This is a genomic window from Burkholderia sp. BCC1972, from assembly GCF_905339605.1.
In the GTDB taxonomy this organism is placed as follows: Bacteria; Pseudomonadota; Gammaproteobacteria; order Burkholderiales; family Burkholderiaceae; genus Burkholderia.
This window is the reverse complement of record NZ_CAJPGH010000018.1, coordinates 128,382-147,522: the sequence shown is the minus strand read 5'-3', so window position 1 is coordinate 147,522 and position 19,141 is coordinate 128,382. Positions and strand designations below refer to the sequence as shown.

18 protein-coding genes are annotated in these 19,141 nt (G+C 67.2%); 10 read left to right on the top strand and 8 right to left on the bottom strand.

Going from position 1 to position 19,141, the window contains the following annotated elements; all coding sequences use genetic code 11:
• The 3 genes from U5798_RS24405 (at position 1) to U5798_RS24395 (ending at position 3,037) form a co-directional block, all read left to right on the top strand.
• Entirely contained in the window at positions 1-1,278 is a 1,278-nt protein-coding gene (locus U5798_RS24405; protein ID WP_124446994.1) for a cytochrome c, read from the top strand.
• A 172-nt stretch (positions 1,279-1,450) separates the two neighbouring features.
• A complete protein-coding gene (locus U5798_RS24400) occupies positions 1,451-1,870 on the top strand; it encodes a DoxX family protein (protein WP_124446996.1) in 420 nt (139 codons plus the stop codon).
• Positions 1,871-1,933: 63 nt separating this feature from the next.
• Positions 1,934-3,037, top strand: a complete 1,104-nt coding sequence (locus tag U5798_RS24395; protein WP_322083481.1) for a porin — start codon at positions 1,934-1,936, stop codon at positions 3,035-3,037.
• A 96-nt stretch (positions 3,038-3,133) separates the two neighbouring features.
• Here the strand turns inward: U5798_RS24395 and U5798_RS24390 are convergent, their stop codons facing one another.
• Both U5798_RS24390 and U5798_RS24385 read right to left on the bottom strand, forming a co-directional pair.
• Positions 3,134-4,453, bottom strand: a complete 1,320-nt coding sequence (locus tag U5798_RS24390) for an MFS transporter (RefSeq protein ID WP_322083480.1) — start codon at positions 4,451-4,453, stop codon at positions 3,134-3,136.
• 43 nt (positions 4,454-4,496) lie between these two features.
• Positions 4,497-5,681 (bottom strand): M20 aminoacylase family protein, encoded by a 1,185-nt coding sequence (locus U5798_RS24385; protein WP_322083479.1) that lies wholly within the window; start codon positions 5,679-5,681, stop codon positions 4,497-4,499.
• 182 nt (positions 5,682-5,863) lie between these two features.
• On the opposite strand from U5798_RS24385, the gene U5798_RS24380 reads away from it, so the two are divergent.
• Both U5798_RS24380 and U5798_RS24375 read left to right on the top strand, forming a co-directional pair.
• Positions 5,864-6,766, top strand: a complete 903-nt coding sequence (locus tag U5798_RS24380) for a LysR substrate-binding domain-containing protein (RefSeq protein WP_124447004.1) — start codon at positions 5,864-5,866, stop codon at positions 6,764-6,766.
• Between the two features lie 175 nt (positions 6,767-6,941).
• The gene (locus tag U5798_RS24375) at positions 6,942-7,262 is read left to right on the top strand and encodes a pyrimidine/purine nucleoside phosphorylase (protein ID WP_006478890.1); all 321 of its coding nucleotides are present in this window, start codon (positions 6,942-6,944) and stop codon (positions 7,260-7,262) included.
• An 87-nt stretch (positions 7,263-7,349) separates the two neighbouring features.
• On the opposite strand, the gene U5798_RS24370 is transcribed toward U5798_RS24375, so the two are convergent.
• From U5798_RS24370 to U5798_RS24355, 4 genes are all read right to left on the bottom strand, one after another.
• Positions 7,350-7,685 (bottom strand): hypothetical protein, encoded by a 336-nt coding sequence (locus U5798_RS24370; RefSeq protein WP_059240325.1) that lies wholly within the window; start codon positions 7,683-7,685, stop codon positions 7,350-7,352.
• Positions 7,686-8,172: 487 nt separating this feature from the next.
• Positions 8,173-9,960 (bottom strand): chloride channel protein, encoded by a 1,788-nt coding sequence (locus U5798_RS24365; protein WP_124447006.1) that lies wholly within the window; start codon positions 9,958-9,960, stop codon positions 8,173-8,175.
• Between the two features lie 20 nt (positions 9,961-9,980).
• Positions 9,981-10,394 (bottom strand): MarR family winged helix-turn-helix transcriptional regulator, encoded by a 414-nt coding sequence (locus U5798_RS24360; RefSeq protein ID WP_124447008.1) that lies wholly within the window; start codon positions 10,392-10,394, stop codon positions 9,981-9,983.
• 123 nt (positions 10,395-10,517) lie between these two features.
• Positions 10,518-11,693, bottom strand: a complete 1,176-nt coding sequence (locus U5798_RS24355) for an HPP family protein (protein WP_322083478.1) — start codon at positions 11,691-11,693, stop codon at positions 10,518-10,520.
• Positions 11,694-12,058: 365 nt separating this feature from the next.
• On the opposite strand from U5798_RS24355, the gene U5798_RS24350 reads away from it, so the two are divergent.
• Positions 12,059-13,027 (top strand): LysR family transcriptional regulator, encoded by a 969-nt coding sequence (locus U5798_RS24350; protein ID WP_322083477.1) that lies wholly within the window; start codon positions 12,059-12,061, stop codon positions 13,025-13,027.
• Between the two features lie 27 nt (positions 13,028-13,054).
• Here the strand turns inward: U5798_RS24350 and U5798_RS24345 are convergent, their stop codons facing one another.
• The gene (locus tag U5798_RS24345; protein ID WP_322083476.1) at positions 13,055-14,419 is read right to left on the bottom strand and encodes an MFS transporter; all 1,365 of its coding nucleotides are present in this window, start codon (positions 14,417-14,419) and stop codon (positions 13,055-13,057) included.
• 72 nt (positions 14,420-14,491) lie between these two features.
• Positions 14,492-15,430 carry a 2-hydroxyacid dehydrogenase gene (locus U5798_RS24340; RefSeq protein WP_322083475.1) on the bottom strand — a complete coding sequence of 313 codons (939 nt, stop codon included), beginning with the start codon at positions 15,428-15,430 and terminating at the stop codon, positions 14,492-14,494.
• A gap of 113 nt (positions 15,431-15,543) precedes the next feature.
• On the opposite strand from U5798_RS24340, the gene U5798_RS24335 reads away from it, so the two are divergent.
• From U5798_RS24335 to U5798_RS24320, 4 genes are all read left to right on the top strand, one after another.
• Entirely contained in the window at positions 15,544-16,452 is a 909-nt protein-coding gene (locus tag U5798_RS24335; RefSeq protein WP_322083474.1) for a LysR substrate-binding domain-containing protein, read from the top strand.
• 307 nt (positions 16,453-16,759) lie between these two features.
• A complete protein-coding gene (locus U5798_RS24330; protein ID WP_322083473.1) occupies positions 16,760-17,005 on the top strand; it encodes a hypothetical protein in 246 nt (81 codons plus the stop codon).
• A 136-nt stretch (positions 17,006-17,141) separates the two neighbouring features.
• Positions 17,142-17,912: a hypothetical protein gene (locus U5798_RS24325; protein ID WP_124447022.1), complete on the top strand. Its 771-nt coding sequence runs from the start codon at positions 17,142-17,144 to the stop codon at positions 17,910-17,912.
• A gap of 20 nt (positions 17,913-17,932) precedes the next feature.
• Positions 17,933-19,066, top strand: a complete 1,134-nt coding sequence (locus U5798_RS24320; protein WP_322083472.1) for a transporter substrate-binding domain-containing protein — start codon at positions 17,933-17,935, stop codon at positions 19,064-19,066.
• Positions 19,067-19,141: the final 75 nt, after the last annotated feature.

The window sequence follows — 19,141 nt, the reverse complement described above, 5'->3', positions numbered from 1 at the left end:
GTGCGGAAATCTACTCTCACCTTCCTCCTCGCCGGCTGCCTCGCGCTGCCGGGGCTCGTCCGTGCGGCCGATTCGGCCGATCCGGCGCAGGTCAAGCGCGGCGAATACCTCGCGGTGGCCGGCGACTGCATGGCCTGCCACACCGCAAAGGGCGGCAAGCCGTTCGCGGGCGGCCTCGGGATGCCGGTGCCGATGCTTGGCAAGATCTACACGAGCAACATCACGCCCGACCCGGACACCGGCATCGGCAACTGGACGTTCGACGACTTCGAGCGCGCGGTGCGTCACGGCGTCTCGAAGAACGGCGACAACCTGTACCCGGCGATGCCGTACGTGTCGTACGCGAAGATCAACGACGACGACGTGCAGGCGCTGTACGCGTACTTCATGCACGGCGTCGAACCGGTCAAGCAGGCGCCGCCGAAGAACGAGATCCCCGCGCTGCTGAGCATGCGCTGGCCGCTGAAGATCTGGAACTGGCTGTTCCTGAAGGACGGCGTATACCAGCCGAAGCCCGCGCAGAGCGCCGAGTGGAACCGTGGTGCGTATCTGGTGCAGGGCCTCGCGCACTGCAGCACGTGCCATACGCCGCGCGGCATTGCAATGCAGGAGAAGTCGCTCGATGAAACCGGCGGCAGCTTCCTGTCGGGTTCGGTGCTCGCGGGCTGGGACGGCTACAACATCACGTCCGACCCGAACGCGGGGATCGGCGGCTGGACGCAGCAGCAGCTCGTCCAGTACCTGCGCACCGGCAGCGTGCCGGGCCTCGCGCAGGCGGCCGGCCCGATGGCCGAGGCGGTCGAGCACAGCTTCTCGAAGATGACCGAAGCCGATATCGGCGCGATCTCGACGTACATCCGTACGGTGCCGGCCGTGGCCAGCGGCGACGCGAAGCAGTCGCGCTCGTCGTGGGGCAAGCCGGCCGAGGACGGCCTGAAGCTGCGTGGTGTCGCGCTCGCGTCGTCGGGTATCGATCCGGCGCGGCTGTACCTCGGCAACTGCGCGACGTGTCACCAGATGCAGGGCAAGGGCACGCCGGACGGCTATTATCCGCCGCTGTTCCACAACTCGACGGTCGGCGCATCGAATCCGACCAACCTCGTGCAGGTGATCCTGAACGGCGTGCAGCGCAAGGCCGGCAGCGAGGACGTCGGGATGCCGGCGTTCCGCCACGAGCTGTCGGATGCGCAGATCGCCGCGCTGACGAACTACCTGACCGGGCAGTTCGGCAATCCGGCCGCGAAGGTGACCGAGCAGGACGTCGCGAAGCTGCGTTGATGCAGCGCGCGACGCAGCAGGGCGACGACAGACAAGAGGAGGCGCACAGCACATCGGGCGGGCCCGATGCCGGTTGTTGCAGAGCGGGGCGGGCGGCGCAGGCGGCCGCCCGTCCTGGTTCGTTGGCAATCCGGTGCGCGCAGGCCGCGCATCGCTTTCGTTGATCGAGACCATGACACCGAATCAACCGTTTCTCGCGTCCCAGCGCGATGTGCTGCTGCTGCTGTCCCGGATCCTGCTCGTGATCCTGTTCGTGATGTTCGGCTGGAAGAAGATTGTCGACTTCTCCGGTACGATCGCGTTCATGGGCTCGGAGGGTGCGCCCGCGCCGATCATCTCGGCGGCGATCTCCGTCGTGATGGAGCTGTTCGTCGGCATCGCGATCCTCGTCGGCTTCCAGACGCGCCCGCTCGCGCTGCTGCTTGCGCTGTATACGATCGGCACCGGCATCATCGGCCACCATTACTGGACGATGACGGGCGGCGAGCAGATCAACAACATGATTCATTTCTACAAGAACATCGCGATCGCGGGTGGCCTGCTTGCACTGTGCGCAGCGGGCCCCGGTCGATATTCGATCGATCGCGGATAGGCGGACCCTGGGCGCGCGCATGGGGCGCGCGCGGGAAGGTCGAGACTCCGAGGGGGCATCATTTTGCGACTTAAACATTTCGCATGGCTGATTGCGGCTGCCACACCGGCGGCCGCCTTTGCACAGACGAGCGTGACGCTGTACGGCCGGATCGACGGCGGCATCGAATACCTGAACCACATCGCGACGCCGAACGGCAGCAAGTCGCGCTGGAGCGCGGAAGGCGGCGACTGGGGCACCAGCATGTTCGGCCTGAAGGGCTTCGAGGATCTCGGCGGCGGGCTGTCGACGGTCTTCAACCTGGAAACCGCATTCCAGGTGATGAACGGCACGACGGGCGGCGGGCGCATGTGGTCGCGGCGCGCGTACGTCGGGCTGAAGAGCGACACGTGGGGCCAGCTGCAGGCCGGCCGCAACCTGTTCATCGACAGCGACGGCGTGTGGGAATTCGACCCGTTCGTCCAGCAGGCGTTTTCGTCGGCGTCGCTCGTGCGCGGCCGCAACTGGCAGCAGAGCAGCAACAACATCGAATATCACAGCCCGGTGATAGGCGGCTTCGACGTGCAGGCGCAATATGCGTTCGGCAACCAGTCGCGCGGCTTCAACTACGGGGCGGCCGACGATTTCGGCCGCTCGGACGGGATCATGATCTCGTACCACTCGCCGGTGCTCGACGTGCGCGGCATCTACGACGAACTGCGTGACAACAACGGCAAGTTCAGCAACATCTTCACGGCGTCGCGCGAGTACTTCGTCGGTGCGAACGTGAAGGTGTCGAAGTTCAAGATCCAGGGCGCGTATACGCACTATCAGGCGCCGGACAGCCCGGCCGGTGTTGCCGATCGTGCGGATCATTACTGGCTCGGTGCGACTTATGCGGCTACGCCGCAGTGGGCCGTGACGGGCGGCGGCTATTACGTGAAGGTGGGCGACGGCGGCAGCGATGCGTCGCACGATCCGTCGGGCCACGCGATGATGTACGTGCTCGGTACCACGTACAACCTGTCGAAGCGTACGTTCCTGTATGGAACGGTCGCGTATGTGCGCAACGGCGGGAATTCGAACTTCTCGCTGCTCGCGACGCCGCGGGATGCGACGTCGGGAACGAGCCCGCTTGCGGGTGAATCGCAGACGGGTGCTTATGTGGGGATGATGCATACGTTCTGAGCGCGGGCAGCGCCAGATACGCAAAAGGCACGGGTGATGGAGCCCGTGCCTTTTTCATTTGCGGCCTGCGGCAACTTCGGCCGCATCGGCCGCCATTCAATCCAGCGCCTTCCCGGCTTTCTCATCCATGCAGCGAATCGCGAGCAGCGTCATCGCACCACACCCGATCGCATACCACGCAGGCGCATTCGGATTCCCGGTTGCCGCGATCAGCCACGTGACGAAGAACTGCGCGAAGCCGCCGAAGATCGCGACGCCGACGCTATACACCAGCGCACCGCCCGTCGCACGCACGGCCCGCGGAAACAACTCGCCGAGCATTGCGCCCGTCGCTCCGATATTGATCGCATGCACGATCGACAGCGCGGCGATGATCGACAGCAGCGATGCGGCGCCCGGCCAGCGGTTCAGCGCGATGAACGCCGGGTAGATCGCGGCCATCAGCACGATGCGCGTCCACCAGACGATCCGGTTGCGCCCGTACACATCGGACAGGTGGCCGCCGATCGGCGTCACGAGCATCAGGATCGCGCCGGCGACGCAGCCGGCCGTCATCGACAGCCACGTCGGCAGGTGCAGTACCTGAACGCCGTAGATCGCCATGTAGAACACGATGATGTAGTGGATCGATGTGCCGCCGATCGTCACGCCGAGGCCCGCGGACACGGCCTTGCCGTGATGGCGCAGCACATCGGCGAGCGGCAGCGATGCGACCGGCTCGTCGTGCGCGGCCGCCGGTGCGGCAGCGGGCACTTCCTCGACGGTGCGGCGCAGCCAGTAGCCGAGCGGCACGAACAGCGTGCCGATGATGAACGGCACGCGCCAGCCCCAGCTTTCGAGCTGCGCGGCGGTCAGTGTCGACGTCAGCGCGACGCCGGTGAGCGCGCCCGCGAGCGCGGCAAGCCCCTGGCTCGAGAACTGGAACGACGCATAGAAGCCGCGACGATGTTGCGGCGCTTGTTCGAGCAGCAGCGTCGTCGACGCGCCGACTTCGCCGCCCGACGCGAACCCCTGCAGCAGCCGCGCGAGCACGAGCAGCAGCGGCGCGGCGATGCCGATCTGCGCGAAGGTCGGCGCGACCGCGATCGTCGCGGTGCCGAGCGCCATCAGCAGCAGCGTGAGGATCATCGCTTTCTTGCGGCCAGCGCGGTCGGCATACATGCCGATCACGAGCCCGCCGAGCGGGCGCGTGACGAAACCGACGCCGAAGCTTGCGACCGCGAGCATCAGCTGCCCGAACGACGAATGCACGGGAAAGAACAGCTTGCCGATCAGGATCGCGAAGAAGCTGTAGACCGTGAAGTCGTAGAACTCGAGCGCGTTGCCGACGGCGGCTGCCGCGATCAGCCGGCGTTTCTTCGCGGCGGCGCGGGCATCGACCGGCGTGCCGGCGAACGGAAGGGCGGACGTTTCCATGGGGTTCCCCCGGTTAAGCGCGAAACTGCGTGGTGAAAGGCCGTCAGGCCGCGAGCCAGGCTTCGGCGACGCGAACCCAGTAGCTCGCGCCGATCGCGAGGATGTCGTCGTTGAAGTCGTAGCCGGGGTTGTGCACCATGCAGCCGCCCTTGCTGCCGATCCCGTTGCCGATGAACGCGTAGCAGCCGGGACGCGCCTCGAGCATGAACGCGAAATCCTCGCTGCCCATCAGCGGCGCGGCGTCGGTTTCGACGCGCTCGGCGCCGAGCATCTGCTGCGCGATCTCGGCCGCGAACGCGGTCGGTTCCGCGTGATTGACGAGCACCGGGTAGCCGTAGTCGTAGTCGACTTCCGCGGTGATGCCGAAGCTTTCGGCCTGGCCTTTCGCGAGGGCTTCGATGCGGCGCGCGAGCAGCGCGCGCACGTCGGCGTTCAGCGCGCGCACCGACAGCTTCATCACGACGGTTTCGGGAATGATGTTGAAGGTCTCGCCGGCCTGCACGCTGCCGACCGTAATCACGGCCGCATGCTGCGCATCGACCTCGCGTGCGACGATCGTCTGCAGCGCGACCATGATGCTGCCCGCGGCCGACATCGGATCACGCGCGAAATGCGGCATCGCGCCGTGGCCGCCGACGCCGCGCAGCGTGATCGTCACGCGGTCGGCCGATGCCATCGCGGCGCCGGTGCGGAATGCCATGTCGCCGGCCGCGCGGCCCGGCATGTTGTGGATCGCGAAGATCGCGTCGCACGGGAAGCGGTCGAACAGGCCGTCGTCCATCATCGCCTTCGCGCCGCCGAAGTTTTCCTCGGCCGGCTGGAAGATCAGGTTCAGCGTGCCTGAGAACTGGCGCGTGGCCGCGAGGTGGCGCGCCGCGCACAGCAGCATCGCCGTGTGGCCGTCGTGGCCGCATGCATGCATCTTGTTCGCATGGCGGCTCGCGTACGGCAGGCCCGTGGCTTCCGCGAGCGGCAGCGCGTCCATGTCGGCGCGCAGCCCGACCGTGCGCGTGCCTTGCCCTTCGCGCAGTACGCCGACAACGCCCGTCTTGCCGATCCCGCGATGCACGTCGTAGCCCCAGCCGGTGAGCAGCTCGGCGACGAGATCGCTCGTGAGCGTCTCCTCGAACGCGAGCTCGGGATGAGCGTGAATGCGGCGGCGCACCTCGACCAGTTCGGGGGCGATCGCGGCGATGCCGGGGATGACGGGGTTCACGGCTTGCAGCATGGGGTCTCCTGTGGGGCAGGTGGAGCGTTTGACGTGCATATGACGAGCAAGCATATAAATTTCTTTCGGGTACCAGAAGCTGCTAAATTGCTTTGGTGCACACCGTCGGTTGCCGCTCGGGAATACCCTGAGCCACTGTGCCGCGCGACGCACAGGGTTTCCACGGATCACGCATTGCCGCCATGAAATACCATCAGCTGAAAGCGTTCGTCACCGTTGCCGAAGAAGGCAGCATCCGCGCGGCCGCGCGGCGTCTGAACGTGTCACCGGCGGCGTTGACGAAGGCCGTCAAGGAACTCGAGATCGCACTCGGCGTGTCGCTCGTCGTGCGTACCGCACGCGGCGTGCAGCTCACCGCGTTCGGCCAGCAGCTGCAGGTGCGCGCGCGGTTGATCGTCGCCGAAATGCAGCGTGCCCGCGACGACATCGAGCAGGCGCAGGGCGCGATGACGGGCTCCGTCGCGGCCGCCATCACGCCGGCGGCCGCGGTGACGATCCTGCCCGACGCGTTCCGCGCGTTCCGGCGCCGCTTCCCGGTGGCGCGCGTCAATCTGGTCGAAGGGTTTCCGGGCGTCGCGCTGCCGCGCCTGCACGACGGTTCGCTCGATTTCGCGGTCGCCGTCGTCGTGCCCGAGCTGCTGGCGGCCGAGTTCGATCATGCGGAGCTCTACGCGAGCCGTTCGCTGATCGTCGCGCGCAAGGGGCATCCGCTCGCGTCGGCTACGTCGCTCGCCGATCTCGTCGACGCCGACTGGTTGATGAATCCGTCGCCGGAAAGCTCCACGCAGGTACTGTTCAATTCGTTCGTCGCGTACGGGCTACCGGTGCCGGCGCGCGTCGTCGAATGCCCGAGCTTCGGGCTCGCGCACAGCCTGATGACGGGTTGCGACCTGATCGCATCGATGCCCGAGCAATTGCTGCAGGGCGAGTGGGCGCGCGACCAGCTCGCGGTGCTGCCGATCCGCGAGCGCCTGCCGGGCGTCTCGGTGCAGGTCGTCACGCGCCGCGACAGCCCGCTGACGCCGGCCGCGGCAATGCTGCTCGACTGCCTGCGCGATTCCGCGCGGCGCAAGGGACTGCGGTGAAGCGGCGCCCGACGAAAATCATGTAGTCATCCTGACGATGATCGTGCCGACACGCGGCGAGCGGTACGCCATTCCGGCGCATGCCGCGCGAGCCGGTATGATATCGGCCGGCCCGCCGCTGCGGCCGGCCGCCAACCACTCTCGCCATCCGGCATCCAGCAATCAGAGGCATCACATGACCAGTGCAACCCAATTCGACAACGTATCGGTCGTCAAGCGCGCGAACGTCTATTTCGACGGCAAGTGCGTGTCGCATACCGTGCTCTTCCCGGACGGCACGCGCAAGACGCTCGGCGTGATCCTGCCGTGCGCGCTCAACTTCGGCACGGACGCGCCCGAATTGATGGAAGTGCAGGCCGGCAAGTGCCGCGTGAAGCTCGACGGCAGCAGCGAATGGCAGACCTATGGCGCCGGCGAATCGTTCTCGGTGCCGGGCAAGAGCCGCTTCGACATCGAAGTGCTCGAGACGCTCGATTACGTCTGCAGCTACCTGTAAGCGCAGGCGGCAGAAAAAGAAAAGCCCCGCCGAAGCGGGGCTTGTCGCAAGCGGATGGCGCAAGGCCATCCGGAGCGCCTGTTCTCGTTACAGGCAGGCGTTGATGTCGCCGGCCGACGATGCATCGCCGCCGCGGAAACCGACCCAGGTCTTCGCGTTGCCGGCGTTGGCCGGGCGCACCACGGCGGCAGCGCCGTTCGGCGGCTGCTGGCCCGGCGCGTAGACGGCCATTGCGAGGCCGTTCGCCAGTTCGTACTGCGACGTCACTTGTTGCTGCGACTTGTCGGCCCACGTCTTGGCGATGCACTGCGCCACTTGGTCGGCGGGCTTTTGGCTTTGTCCCACGTTCTGCAGGGCAGAATCGGCTGCATGAGCAGAAAATGCCACGGTCAATGCGATGAGCGGTAAGTATTTCGCGTTCACGTTATCTCCCTCGAGTCGTGATTGATTAAGTGGGATGCGCAGCAGTACTGCGTGCTAATGAGATCGCATCGGGCAAGCACGGTTCCGGTGATTCCGAAACAAGTTGTTAACGCGCTTGCCAAATGGCGGCTCCGGTGCTGTGCGGCGTTGCTGCGATGCGGCATGCGTCGTGTGCGGCTCGACATCATGCGTTGCACGGTCAGCGCGCTGCCCGGTCGTGTGGTGTCGTGACGGTCACGGCACACGGCATGTGTGTGCATGCCGTGCCGCGACTCTTTATCTGATGGCGAAGTGGAATGGCTGATTGATGGCCCCGTCGCATGGGCACCATGATGACAAACTTTCGCCAGACAAAATGTTAACCAACTTTAAACACGGAACACGGCGGAATACGATGCGGCGCACGAGGGTGCGCCGCATCGTGCAGCGAGGCGAGGCGCGATGAGGAGGCGGTGCGCAGCCGGTGTGCCCGAGCACGCGGTTGGCGTCAGCCGGCCTTGCGGGTGCCGGCGTCGCGCAGGTTGACCGGGACGATCGGGCGAAAGCGCTCGCGCTTCTGTTCGTCGTCGAAGTGCTGGAGCGCGGGCTTGATCAGGTCGCTGCGCGACACGAGGCCCGTGACGCGCAGCGATTGCTCGTCGTCGACGACCGGCAGGCGTTCGAGGCCCAGCATCGCGAGGCGCGATGCGACGACGCGGCATGTTTCGTGCGCGAGCGCGACGGCCGGGGCGCGGCCTGTGAACGCGCCCGCGATCGGCGTATCGGCGCCGGCCTGTGCGCGCTGCGCGTCGAGCGTCGCACGATCGACCAGGCCGAGCAGGCGGCCGTGCTGCACGACCGGGTAGGCGCGATGCGTCTGCTTCGCGCCGAAGTATTGCGACGCGACGATATCGAGCGTCGCTGCGCCGTCGATCGCGACGAGCCGGTCGGCCGGCGTCATCACTTCACCGATGTCATGGCGCTCGAGCGGATCGACGCCGTATTCGCGATAGATGTGATAGCCGCGACGCGCGATCTTTTCCGTCATGATCGAGCGCTTCATCACGATGGTCGCGAAGCCGTGCGCGACGAGCGTTGCCGCCAGCAGCGGCAGCAGCGCGTTCGCATCATGCGTGAGGCCGAACGCGAACACGATCGCGGTGAGCGGGGCGCCGAGCGTCGCGCCGAGCGTCGCGGCCATGCACACGAGCGGCCACAGCGCCGGATCGCCGCCCGGCAGCAGCGGCGACAGCACGGTGCCGAGGCCGGCGCCGAGCATCAGCAGCGGGGCGAGCACACCGCCCGACGTTCCCGAGCCGAGTGCGATCACCCACATCACGGCCTTCACGATCAGCAGCGCGAGCGCGATCTTCAACGCGATGTGCTGATGCAGCAGGTCGCCGATCACGTCGTAGCCGACGCCGAGCGCGCGCGGTTCGAGCCAGCCGCCAATGCCGATCACGACCGCGCCGAGCGCAGGCCACCACATCCAGTGCACCGGCAGCTTCGCGAAGGTGTCCTCGACGCGGTACAGCGCCGCCGACAGGCCGCATGCGAGCATGCCCGACAGCAGCCCCGCGACGATGCACGACAGCAGCGCGACCGGCGACGGCGCGGCCGTCGTCAGCGGAAACAACGGATCGACGCCGAAGAACAGCGCACGTGCGAACCCGGCCACCGCGCACGCCAGCGCGACCGGCAGGAAACTGCGCGGCCGCCATTCGAACAGCAGCAGCTCGACCGCGAGCAGCACCGCGGCGACGGGCGTGCCGAACACGGCCGTCATGCCGGCGGCCGCACCGGCGACGAGCAGCGTCTTGCGCTCGGCGGCGGTCACGTGCACGCATTGCGCGATCAGCGAGCCGAGTGCGCCGCCCGTCATGATGATCGGGCCTTCGGCGCCGAACGGGCCGCCGCTGCCGATCACGACGCCGGACGACAGCGGCTTGAGGATCGCGACCTTCGGCGACATGCGGCTCTTGCCGAACAGGATCGCCTCGATCGCTTCGGGAATGCCGTGGCCGCGGATCTTCTCCGAACCGAAGCGCGCCATCAACCCGACGATCAGCCCGCCGACCACCGGGATCACGATCACCCATGCGCCGAGCGTGTTGTTCGCCGGGGAGCGGTCGGCGAACGAGAACTGCTGGAAGAAGAACAGGTTCGTGAACAGGTGGATCAGGCTCAACAGCACGAACGCGGCAAGCGTGCTGAGCAGGCCGATTCCGGCGGCAAGCAACGCGATCCTGGGCAGGCGTGCGTTGGTCGAGAAATCGCGTTTGTGTGGTGCGTTCATCGGCGTGGAAAGAGCAAGGGTCAGTAATCGATCTGGGGAACCTGGAACGTGCCCTTGAGCGACTTCAGCTCGGCGCGGTGCATGGCCGCGAGGCGGGCGAGCAGCGTCTCGCCGGCGGGTTCGAGGTGGACTTCGACCTGCCGGCGGTCGGCTTCGCTCGTCTTGCGCTTCACGAGCCCGAGCGCCTCGCAGCGCGTCACCAGCGCGACGACGCCGTGATGCTGCGCCTGCAGGCGTTCCGCGAGCTCGCCGACGGTTGCCCATTCGCGATGCGGATAGCCCTTGATGTGCAGCAGCAGCAGGTATTGCAGCGGCGTCACGCCTTCGCTTTGCGCGGCGCGTTCGGAGAAGCGCTCGAAGCGGCGCATCTGGTAGCGGAACTCGGACAGTTGCTGGAAATCGCTTTTGGCCAGCGCGCGTCGGGTATCGTTCATCGAGGGCGGTCGTACGGTCAGTTTCGGTGGCGTCAAATATATCACAATATGATATAAAAGGCCGGGCGATGGCGGAATGAATGCATTCCACGTTGCGTCAGCCGTTACGGGACATGGCGAGTGCTACGCGGCCTCTAGCATTCGGGTCTGCTGATAAAGGCCCGTCACGAGATCCGTCTGCGTGATGATCCCGACGAGCCGGCGCGACGCATCGACGACCGGAATGTGGTGATGGCCAGAATGCGTGAACAGCGGCACGAGTGCGGTGATCGGCATCGTTTCCGGCACGCATGCGACGTCGCGCGTCATCACGGTGGCGACGCTCGCGGGCTGGCCGCCGAGCGATTGCGGCAGCCGCGCGGACAGGCGCTGCCACAGCGGGGCCGGACGACGCAGCTGGCGCGTGAGATCGGCGCGCGTGACGATGCCGGTCAGCCGGCCTTCGCCATCGACCACCGGCAGCGCCTTCACGCGGTGGCGGTCGAGCAGCGTCAGCGCGGCCGTCACCGATGTCGACGGCGCGACCTCGATCGCATCGTTCGTCATCAGGTCGGCGCACGTGAGCTGGCCGAACGTGCGCGTATAGGCCTGCATCTCGGTTTCGCGCAGCAGCGTTTCGAGATCGTCCGGATCGACGTCGAGCCATTCGCTGCGACGCTTCAGCACCACGTCGAGATCGCCGCGCGTGAAGCCGCCACGTGCCGATGCGGCGCCGCCCGCCTGCGGTTTCGCGTCGGGTCGCACGCCGCCGTGCGGATAGCGGTGTCCGGTCAGCGCGTGATACACGAGTGCGGCCGACAGCAGGATTCCCGATTGCAGTGCGATCGGCTCCAGCACGAAACCGAAGCCGAGCGAGTGGATGGCCGGGCCGCCGACCACGGCCGTGAGCGCGACGGCGCCCGACGGCGGGTGCACGCAGCGCAGCGCGAACATGCCGCCGATCGCACACGCGATCGCGACCGCGGCGGCCGTGACCGGATCAGCGATCCATTGCGCGCAGGCCACGCCGACCGTCGCCGCGACGAGGTTGCCGCCGATGATCGACCAAGGCTGCGCGAGCGGGCTCGCCGGCACCGCGAACAGCAGCACGGCCGATGCACCCATCGGCGCGACGAGCAGCGGCACGAGGCCCGGCACGCCGGGCAGCAGCCGCATCGTGACGCCGACCGTCGCGATCCCGACGAGCGCCCCCGTGCACGAACGCAGGCGCTCGCGCCAGCCAAGCGACATCGGATGGGGAAGGAAGCTGCGCAGCCATTGCTGCAGCGTGCGGCGCGACGGAGAGGAGCCTGACGACATGGACGGGTACGCGGTAAATAGGACGGCGCGGGGCCGCGCGGCGACAAGGGGCGCAATTATATCGCGTTGTGATACAAATTGCCGTGCTGCATCACGCCGTTGCGTGCGCACGGCGCGCGAGTCTTGCGAAAGCCTTTCATTCGATGAAAGCTTTGGGGCCACGCAACCGCGCACATTCGTCGGCAGCGGCGTACAATTCGGGCCACCGAATCCCCCGTCATGCCAGAACCACGTACGCGATGCCCGCTCTCCCGCCTTTCCCCCGGCCCGGTGATCGACTCGACGTGGTTCGCGGCCGTGTTCCGTTTCCCACTTGACGTGAGCGCCGCCGACGCCTCCCCATCGACTCCCCCCAAGCCAATTCAATGGACATGCTCGAAAACATGCGCCTGTTCGTGCGCGTTGTCGAAGCCGGCAGTTTTACTGCGGTCGCGAAGGAAATCGACGCGACTACCGCGCAGGTGTCGCGCGCGGTCTCGAACCTCGAAGCGCACGTACAGACGCGCCTGCTGCATCGCACGACGCGCCACCTCGGCCTGACCGAAAGCGGCGAACGCTATTTCGAGCGCGCGAAATCGATCCTCGCGGAACTCGACTATGCGAACGCGGAGGCGCGCAACGCGCTGCTGCGGCCGAGCGGCAAGATGCGCATCCATGCGATGACGGGGCTCGGGCAGAGTCATGTCGTGTCGTCGATCGTCCGCTACCAGGAGGACAACCCCGACGTGTCGGTCGAGCTGACGCTCGCGCAGCGGATGCCGAATCTCGTCGAGGAGGGCTACGACGTGTCGATCGTGACGGCGTCGCAACTGCCCGATTCGGGCTATGTCGCGCAGACCTGCGGCACGAGCTGCAGCGTGCTCGTCGCGTCGCGCGAATACCTGGCGCGGCACGGCACGCCGCAGACGCCCGGCGAATTGCCGAACCACGTGTGCCTGCGTCTCGACACGCCGGCCTCGCCGGCCAGCGAATGGCGGCTCGAGCGCAGCGACGGCGAGGAAGCCGTCTACGAGCTGCAGCCGGCGCCGTTCCAGGTCAACGTGCCGGACGCGCTGTGCGTCGCGGTGCGCGCCGGGCGCGGGATCGCGTGCGTCGCGCTGTATACGGTGCTCGACGACATCCGCGCGGGGCGGCTGATCCGCGTGCTGCCGGAGTACCGGCTGCAGACGGTGAGCGTGTATGCCGTCTACGCGACGCGCCGCTATCTCGACGCGAAGATCCGTACGTTCCTCGAGCACCTGCGCACGACGCTCACGCCCGCGCTGGAGAACGACCTGCGCGAACTCGACCGGCTGACGACCGAACACGCGCCGGGCGGCCGCAAGCGCGCGTGACGGCGTACGTGCGTGCCGCTGCGTCGCTCAGGCCGCCGGCGTGATGCGGATCCGCTCGAAGCGGCCCGCGAGCCATGCGTATGCGGCGATGCCGATCAGCCCGTGCGCGGCGACGAACCACAACGCGCCGGCGAACGAACCGGTGCTGGCGACGAAGTAGCCGATCACGAGCGGCGTGACGATCCCGGCGATGTTGCCGAGGCCGTTGAACACGCCGCCGCTCAGCCCGACCATGCCTTCGGGCGCCGTATCGGCGAGCACGGCCCAGCCGGCCGCCGCGAGCCCCTTGCCGAAGAACGCGATCGTCATCAGCGCGATCACGGCCGCGTTCGACGCCGCGCCGTTCGCGAGCACGAGCAGCGTCGCCATCGCCATCCCCGCGACGAACGGCGTCTTGCGCGCCTTCGACGGATGCATGCCGCGCTGGATCAGCCAGTCCGACAGCACGCCGCCGAGCACGCCGCCCGTGAACCCGCAGATTGCCGGCAGCGCCGCAACCCAGCCGGCTTCCATGATCGTCATCCCGCGCCCCTTGATCAGGTAGATCGGAAACCACGTGATGAAGAAGTACGTGAGCGCCGTGATGCAGTACTGACCGATATAGATCGCCCACAGGTTCCGGTGGCGGAACAGTTGCGATGCGTCGTGCCACGAAACATGCGGCCGTTGGCGCACGCGGTTCGCCTCGAGATCGACGAGCGCACCGTGTGCGCGCAGGTAGTCGCGCTCGGCATCGGTCACGCGCGGGTGCCCGTGCGGCTCGCGATACCACGCGAACCACAGCGCGGCGAGCGCGATGCCGAGCAGCCCCATCCACAGGAACACATGCTCCCAGCCGAGTGCGTGGGTGAGCCAGGCCATGGCCGGCGTGAACAGCACGACGGCCATGTACTGCGCGGAATTGAACAGGGCCGACGCCGTGCCGCGTTCGGCGGTCGGGAACCAGCAGGCGACGATCCGCGAATTGGCCGGGAACGCCGGCGATTCGACGAGGCCGAGCATGAAGCGCATCACGAACAGCGCGAGCGTCGCGGCCGCACCCTGAACGGCGAGCCAGCCGACCGTGCCCTGCAGCATCGTGAAGACCGACCACAGCAGCAGGCTCAGGCCGTACACGCGCCGTGCGCCGAAGCGATCGAGCAGCCAGCCGCCCGGGATCTGGCCGATCGCGTAGGCCCACGCGAACGCCGAAAAGACGACGCCGAGCTGCACGGGCGTCAGGCCGAGATCGTGCGCGACGCCGGTGCCGGCGATCGACATCGTCGCGCGGTCCGCATAGTTGATGACGGTGACCGCGAAAATCAGCGCGAGGACCGCATAGCGGACGCGGCCGATCCTGCGCGAGGCCGCGGGCGACGCGGCGAGGGCGGCGCCGCTGGATCGATTGGACATGCGTGTCTCCTGGCCTCCGTCGGGCGGAGGCATCCGGTGTTGTAACGAGGCGGCCGTGCGGCCGCGCGGCGTTCAGCGCGTGATGCTGGTCGGCGGGCGCTGGCCCGCGAAGCACGCGGCGAGGTTGGCGAGCACGATCCGGCCCATTTCCTCGCGCGTTTCATGCGTGGCGCTCGCGCGGTGCGGCTGCACGACGACGCGGTCGAGTTCGAGCAGCGCGGCCGGCACGTGCGGTTCGTTCGCGAACACGTCGAGGCCGGCGCCGGCGATCGTGCCGTCGGCGAGCGCACGGACGAGCGCGGTTTCGTCGACCAGCTTGCCGCGCGCGACATTGATCAGGAATCCTTTGGGGCCGAGTGCGGCGAGCACGTCGGCCGTCACGAGCACGTTGCCGTGGTCGGCCGATGCCGCGATCACGAGCACGTCGCTGTCGCGCGCGAGCGCGGCGAGGTCCGGAACGTAGCGATAGCCGCTGTCGCGATGCTCGCGCGGGCCGAAGTAGCTGACGGGCATCCGGAACGCCTGCGCGCGCTGCGCGATCGCGCGCCCGACGCGGCCGAGCCCGACGATGCCGAGCCGCTTGCCGGTGACCTGCGTCGCGAGCGGCTGGGCCGTTTTGCCCCAGCGGCCGGCACGGACGATCCGCTCGCCGGCGCCGAGGTCGCGCAGCGTCATCAGGATCAGCCCCAGCGCCATGTCGGCGACGTCGTCGGTCAGCACGTCGGGCGTCGTCGTCACGTGGATGCCGCGTGCGCGGGCGCGGTCGAGATCGACCGCGTCGGTGCCGATGCCGCTGATCGCGATGATCTCGAGCGCGCTCAGCCGGTCCATCAGCGCGGCGGACAGGCCGTTCGCGCCGCCGGTCACGACGCCGCGAATGCGCGACGCCACGCGGTCGAGCAGCGCGTCCGGGTCTTCGGCCGCATGCAGCCGGTGCACCGCGTAACGGGCGGACAGTTCGGCGTCGATGGTGGCGGGGAGCGGCTGGGTCAGCAGGATGTCGATGGTCATGAAGGTCTCGGTCGTCGTGCGCGGCGCGGGCCGCGCATCGGGTGGAACCGAGTATAGAAATTGCATCGATATCGGTCTAACATCAAAAGACTATCGATTGATTCAAGAATTGGATGATTGAACTGCACCAGCTTCGCTGCTTCGTCGCGGTGGCCGAGGAACTGCATTTCGGCCGTGCGGCGAAGCGGCTCTTCATGACCCAGCCGCCGCTGAGCCGGCAGATCCAGCTGCTCGAGCACGCACTCGGCATCGCGCTGCTCGAGCGCAGCAGCCGGCAGGTCAGCCTGACCGCGGCCGGCGAGCGCTTCCTGCGCGACGCGCGGCACATCCTCGAATTCTCCGCCCGGGCCGAGCAGGCCGCGCAGCGCGTCGCGCATGGCGGGGCCGGCCGCATCACGCTCGGTTTCACGGCCGTCAGCGCGTACAGGATGATTCCGGTGCTGCTCGCGCACGCGGCGCATGCGCTGCCGGACGTCGACGTCGAATTGCGCGAGATGGTGTCGACCGTGCAGATCGATGCGCTCGCATCGCGGATGCTCGACGCCGGTTTCGTGCGGCAGCGCGCCGCGCGCCAGCCGCTCGAATACCGGCTCGTGCAGCGCGAACCGATGCTCGTCGCGGTGGCGCAAGGCGCGCCGCTTGCCGCCTACGAGCAGATCGGCCCCGACGAACTCGACCGGCAGCCGTTCATCGCGTATTCGCCGAACGAGGGGAAGTACTTCCACGACATGATCTCGGGGATGTTCGCGAGCGCCGGACGGCTGCCGAACTACCTGCACTACGTCGGGCAGACGCATACGATCCTCGGCCTCGTGCGTGCGGGGCTCGGCGCGGCGCTGGTGCCGGCGTCGGCGCGCGAGCTTCATGTCGACGGCGTGGTGTTCCGGCCGCTGGCGGGCGTCAATGTCGCAGCCGAGCTGTATCTCGCGTGGCGCGCGGACAACGACAATCCGGCGCTGCCGGTGTTCAACGCGATGGTCGAGCGGTTTCTCGCGCAGGAACAGGGCGGCGGCGCAACGTAGCGGCGTCGCGCGGTCGCATCGTGTCACAAGCTTTCAATCCGGAAGCTTGCGGCGCCGCGATGACAAGCAATCCTGAGCGAGCGGTGCATGTGCCGATGACAGGAATCCTTGCAATTTCGAAAGCATGCCGTCATGCGCGTGCTTCGCGGCGGGCGGCACGAACGCCAGGGGCGCTGTCAGCCCGACGAAGGGCTCCATGCCGACCGCTTGACGCTGCATGCCGGTCGGCGCAGGATACGTCCGTGCATTTGGAGCGGGACGCGCCGGCCGCGCGGTTCCTGCACCCGCGACACGCAAAAGAACAACGATGAGCCTTTACGCCCTCGTACCGGAATACCGGCGCCGCATCGATCCGCGCGCCGCAACGACGCTTCAACCGACGCCCGTCGCGTCACGTATCCGTCATCCCGTTCGTACCTGCGCGCCGGTACACTTTCCCGTCCGCGCGCTGGCCGCGACGATGAACGGCGCCGGTCCGGCCCGCCGCATCGCACCGCCGCCAGCTACCCCCGATCACCGCATCCCGAACGGCGCCTACACCGGCGTCTCGTGACGCCCGCACGCGTCCGTCCTGGTATTGCGCCGCCGGCTTTCCTGATTGCCTGGCGGCACCGGAGTCCGAAGCATTTCGATTGCATTTGAAAAAGCAAACGTACGCAGTCCGGTTCGAGGTTCAAGGAGAAAAACTCATGTCGCAGCTTTCAAATGAAGCAAACGGCAGTTCGGGGAGTGGCAAGGTCAAGCTGATCAAGTGGGCGATCATCGTCGCCGGCGTCGCGATCGCGGCACCAGCCGCGCTGTTCATCCTGAAGGGGGTGATCGCGCTGGTCGCGGCGGGCGTGATCGGTCTCGGCGCGATCTATCTGGCGCCGGTCGTCGCGATGAAGCTCGCGAACCAGAAGGTGAAGATGATCGTCGAGGAAGCGCAGTCGAATCCGATCGAGACGCTGATCAACCAGCTCGCGGAAAAGCGCCAGGACGCGCAGAAGTTCGCGGACAGCATCACCGCGTTCCGTACCGAAGTGAAGAACTTCGAGAGCAAGACGGAGCTGTTCGAGAAGCAGTACCCGGACGACGCGCCGCGCTTCCGGGCGCAGCTCGACACGATGAAGCAGCTGCTCGCGTTCCGCGAGGGCCGCTACAAGCAGGTGCAGGTCGAACTGAAGAATTTCGCGTCGGCGATCGACCGCGCGAAGGCGATGTGGGACATGTCGCAGGCGGCGCAGCAGATGAACAAGCTCGCGGGCCGGCAGGCGTCCGATACGTTCGAGCAGATCAAGACCGACGTGGCCGTCGATTCGGTGATGCGCTCGGTCAACAAGGCGTTCTCCGAGATGGAGACGTCGCTGATGGATAACCCCGAGGTCAAGCAGGCGCAACAGCAGGCGGTGTTGAACGGTGGCCGCGCGCCCGGGCTCGATGCGGCGAACCCCGCCCAGTTGCCGTCCAAACAACAATAACTTCCCGCAGGCCCTCAACCATGAAAAAACTTCTTGGCGCAATTGCGTTCCTGGTCGTGCTCGTCGGCGTATGGATCGTGCATCAGGGCGGCCTGTCGACGCTGATTCCCGCGCACGACGTGGCGCCGTCGTCGACGTCCGCACAAAATGTCGACACCGGCCAGCCCGCGCAGACGCCGCCGTCGGCCAACGTGCTGCCGGCCGGCTTCACGCCGCAGGCCAGCACGCTGAAATCGATTGCGGAAAACGGCATCGTCCGGATCTCGGTGCAGAATCCGAGCGAGCCGTTCTTCGGCGAGGACAAGGGCGCACCGCACGGCTTCAACGTCGAATTCGCGCGGCTGCTGTTCGCGGATCCGTCGTTCTCGCACGGCGGCAAGCCGGTCGTCGTCGATACGCATCACGAGGTCGATACGTACCCCGGTGTGCCGAAGCAGCTGCTCGATACGGATGCGAAGGGGAACCACGTGGTCGACGTCGCGATGGACGGGCTGACGTTCCCGGACAACTCGCCGGCCGGCATCGTCTATTCGGTGCCGTACGTCGACGATTTCGGCTATTCGCTGATCGTGCGGCAGGGCTCGGCGATCCGCTCGACCGACGATCTCGCCGGCAAGACGGTCGGCATCCTGAAGGGCGACCCCGACGTGCGCGCGTTCGTCACGCGCCAGTATCCGAACGTGCACTTCGTCGAGGTCGACGATTCCGATCCGGCGTTCATCGCGAAGAGCGTCGACGGCCGGACGGTCGACGCGTTCATCTACGACTATCCGTTTGCGGTCAGCTCGATCAAAAACACCGACCTGAAATTCGCGGTGACCAAGCTCGACGGCTCGAACATCGCGTACAAGATCGGCGTGCGCGCCGACGACCAGGACCTGCTGATCTACCTGAACGCCGCGATCGCGAAGCTCAGGCAGTCGCCGCAGTATCTCGAGCTGCTGCGCAAGTACTTCGTCAGCGACCAGGCGATGACGACCGCGGCCGCATCGGGCGAGCTCACGTACGTGGTGAAGGCGGGCGACACGCTGAACCTGATCGCGGCGAGCAAGCTCGGCAGCGGCCAGCGCTATCGCGAGATCCAGCGCCGCAACAACCTCGCGAACCCGAACCTGATCCTGGCCGGCCAGCATCTCGTGATTCCCGCCCGGTAGCCGCGGCGTGGCGTGAATGAAGGAAGGCGAAGGGGCGTGAAAGACGTCACGCGGCCCGGCGGTGTTGATCCGCCG

Bases quoted from the DNA above. Each gene is read 5' to 3' on its own strand.
- U5798_RS24400 (WP_124446996.1), top strand. From the start codon at position 1,451: ATGACACCGAATCAACCGTTTCTCGCGTCCCAGCGCGATGTGCTGCTG.
- U5798_RS24345 (WP_322083476.1), bottom strand. From the start codon at position 14,419: ATGTCCAATCGATCCAGCGGCGCCGCCCTCGCCGCGTCGCCCGCGGCC.
- U5798_RS24340 (WP_322083475.1), bottom strand. From the start codon at position 15,430: ATGACCATCGACATCCTGCTGACCCAGCCGCTCCCCGCCACCATCGAC.
- U5798_RS24330 (WP_322083473.1), top strand. From the start codon at position 16,760: ATGAGCCTTTACGCCCTCGTACCGGAATACCGGCGCCGCATCGATCCG.
- U5798_RS24375 (WP_006478890.1), top strand. From the start codon at position 6,942: ATGACCAGTGCAACCCAATTCGACAACGTATCGGTCGTCAAGCGCGCG.
- U5798_RS24360 (WP_124447008.1), bottom strand. From the start codon at position 10,394: ATGAACGATACCCGACGCGCGCTGGCCAAAAGCGATTTCCAGCAACTG.
- U5798_RS24335 (WP_322083474.1), top strand. From the start codon at position 15,544: ATGATTGAACTGCACCAGCTTCGCTGCTTCGTCGCGGTGGCCGAGGAA.
- U5798_RS24365 (WP_124447006.1), bottom strand. From the start codon at position 9,960: ATGAACGCACCACACAAACGCGATTTCTCGACCAACGCACGCCTGCCC.
- U5798_RS24350 (WP_322083477.1), top strand. From the start codon at position 12,059: ATGGACATGCTCGAAAACATGCGCCTGTTCGTGCGCGTTGTCGAAGCC.
- U5798_RS24380 (WP_124447004.1), top strand. From the start codon at position 5,864: ATGAAATACCATCAGCTGAAAGCGTTCGTCACCGTTGCCGAAGAAGGC.
- U5798_RS24385 (WP_322083479.1), bottom strand. From the start codon at position 5,681: ATGCTGCAAGCCGTGAACCCCGTCATCCCCGGCATCGCCGCGATCGCC.
- U5798_RS24325 (WP_124447022.1), top strand. From the start codon at position 17,142: ATGTCGCAGCTTTCAAATGAAGCAAACGGCAGTTCGGGGAGTGGCAAG.
- U5798_RS24355 (WP_322083478.1), bottom strand. From the start codon at position 11,693: ATGTCGTCAGGCTCCTCTCCGTCGCGCCGCACGCTGCAGCAATGGCTG.
- U5798_RS24320 (WP_322083472.1), top strand. From the start codon at position 17,933: ATGAAAAAACTTCTTGGCGCAATTGCGTTCCTGGTCGTGCTCGTCGGC.
- U5798_RS24390 (WP_322083480.1), bottom strand. From the start codon at position 4,453: ATGGAAACGTCCGCCCTTCCGTTCGCCGGCACGCCGGTCGATGCCCGC.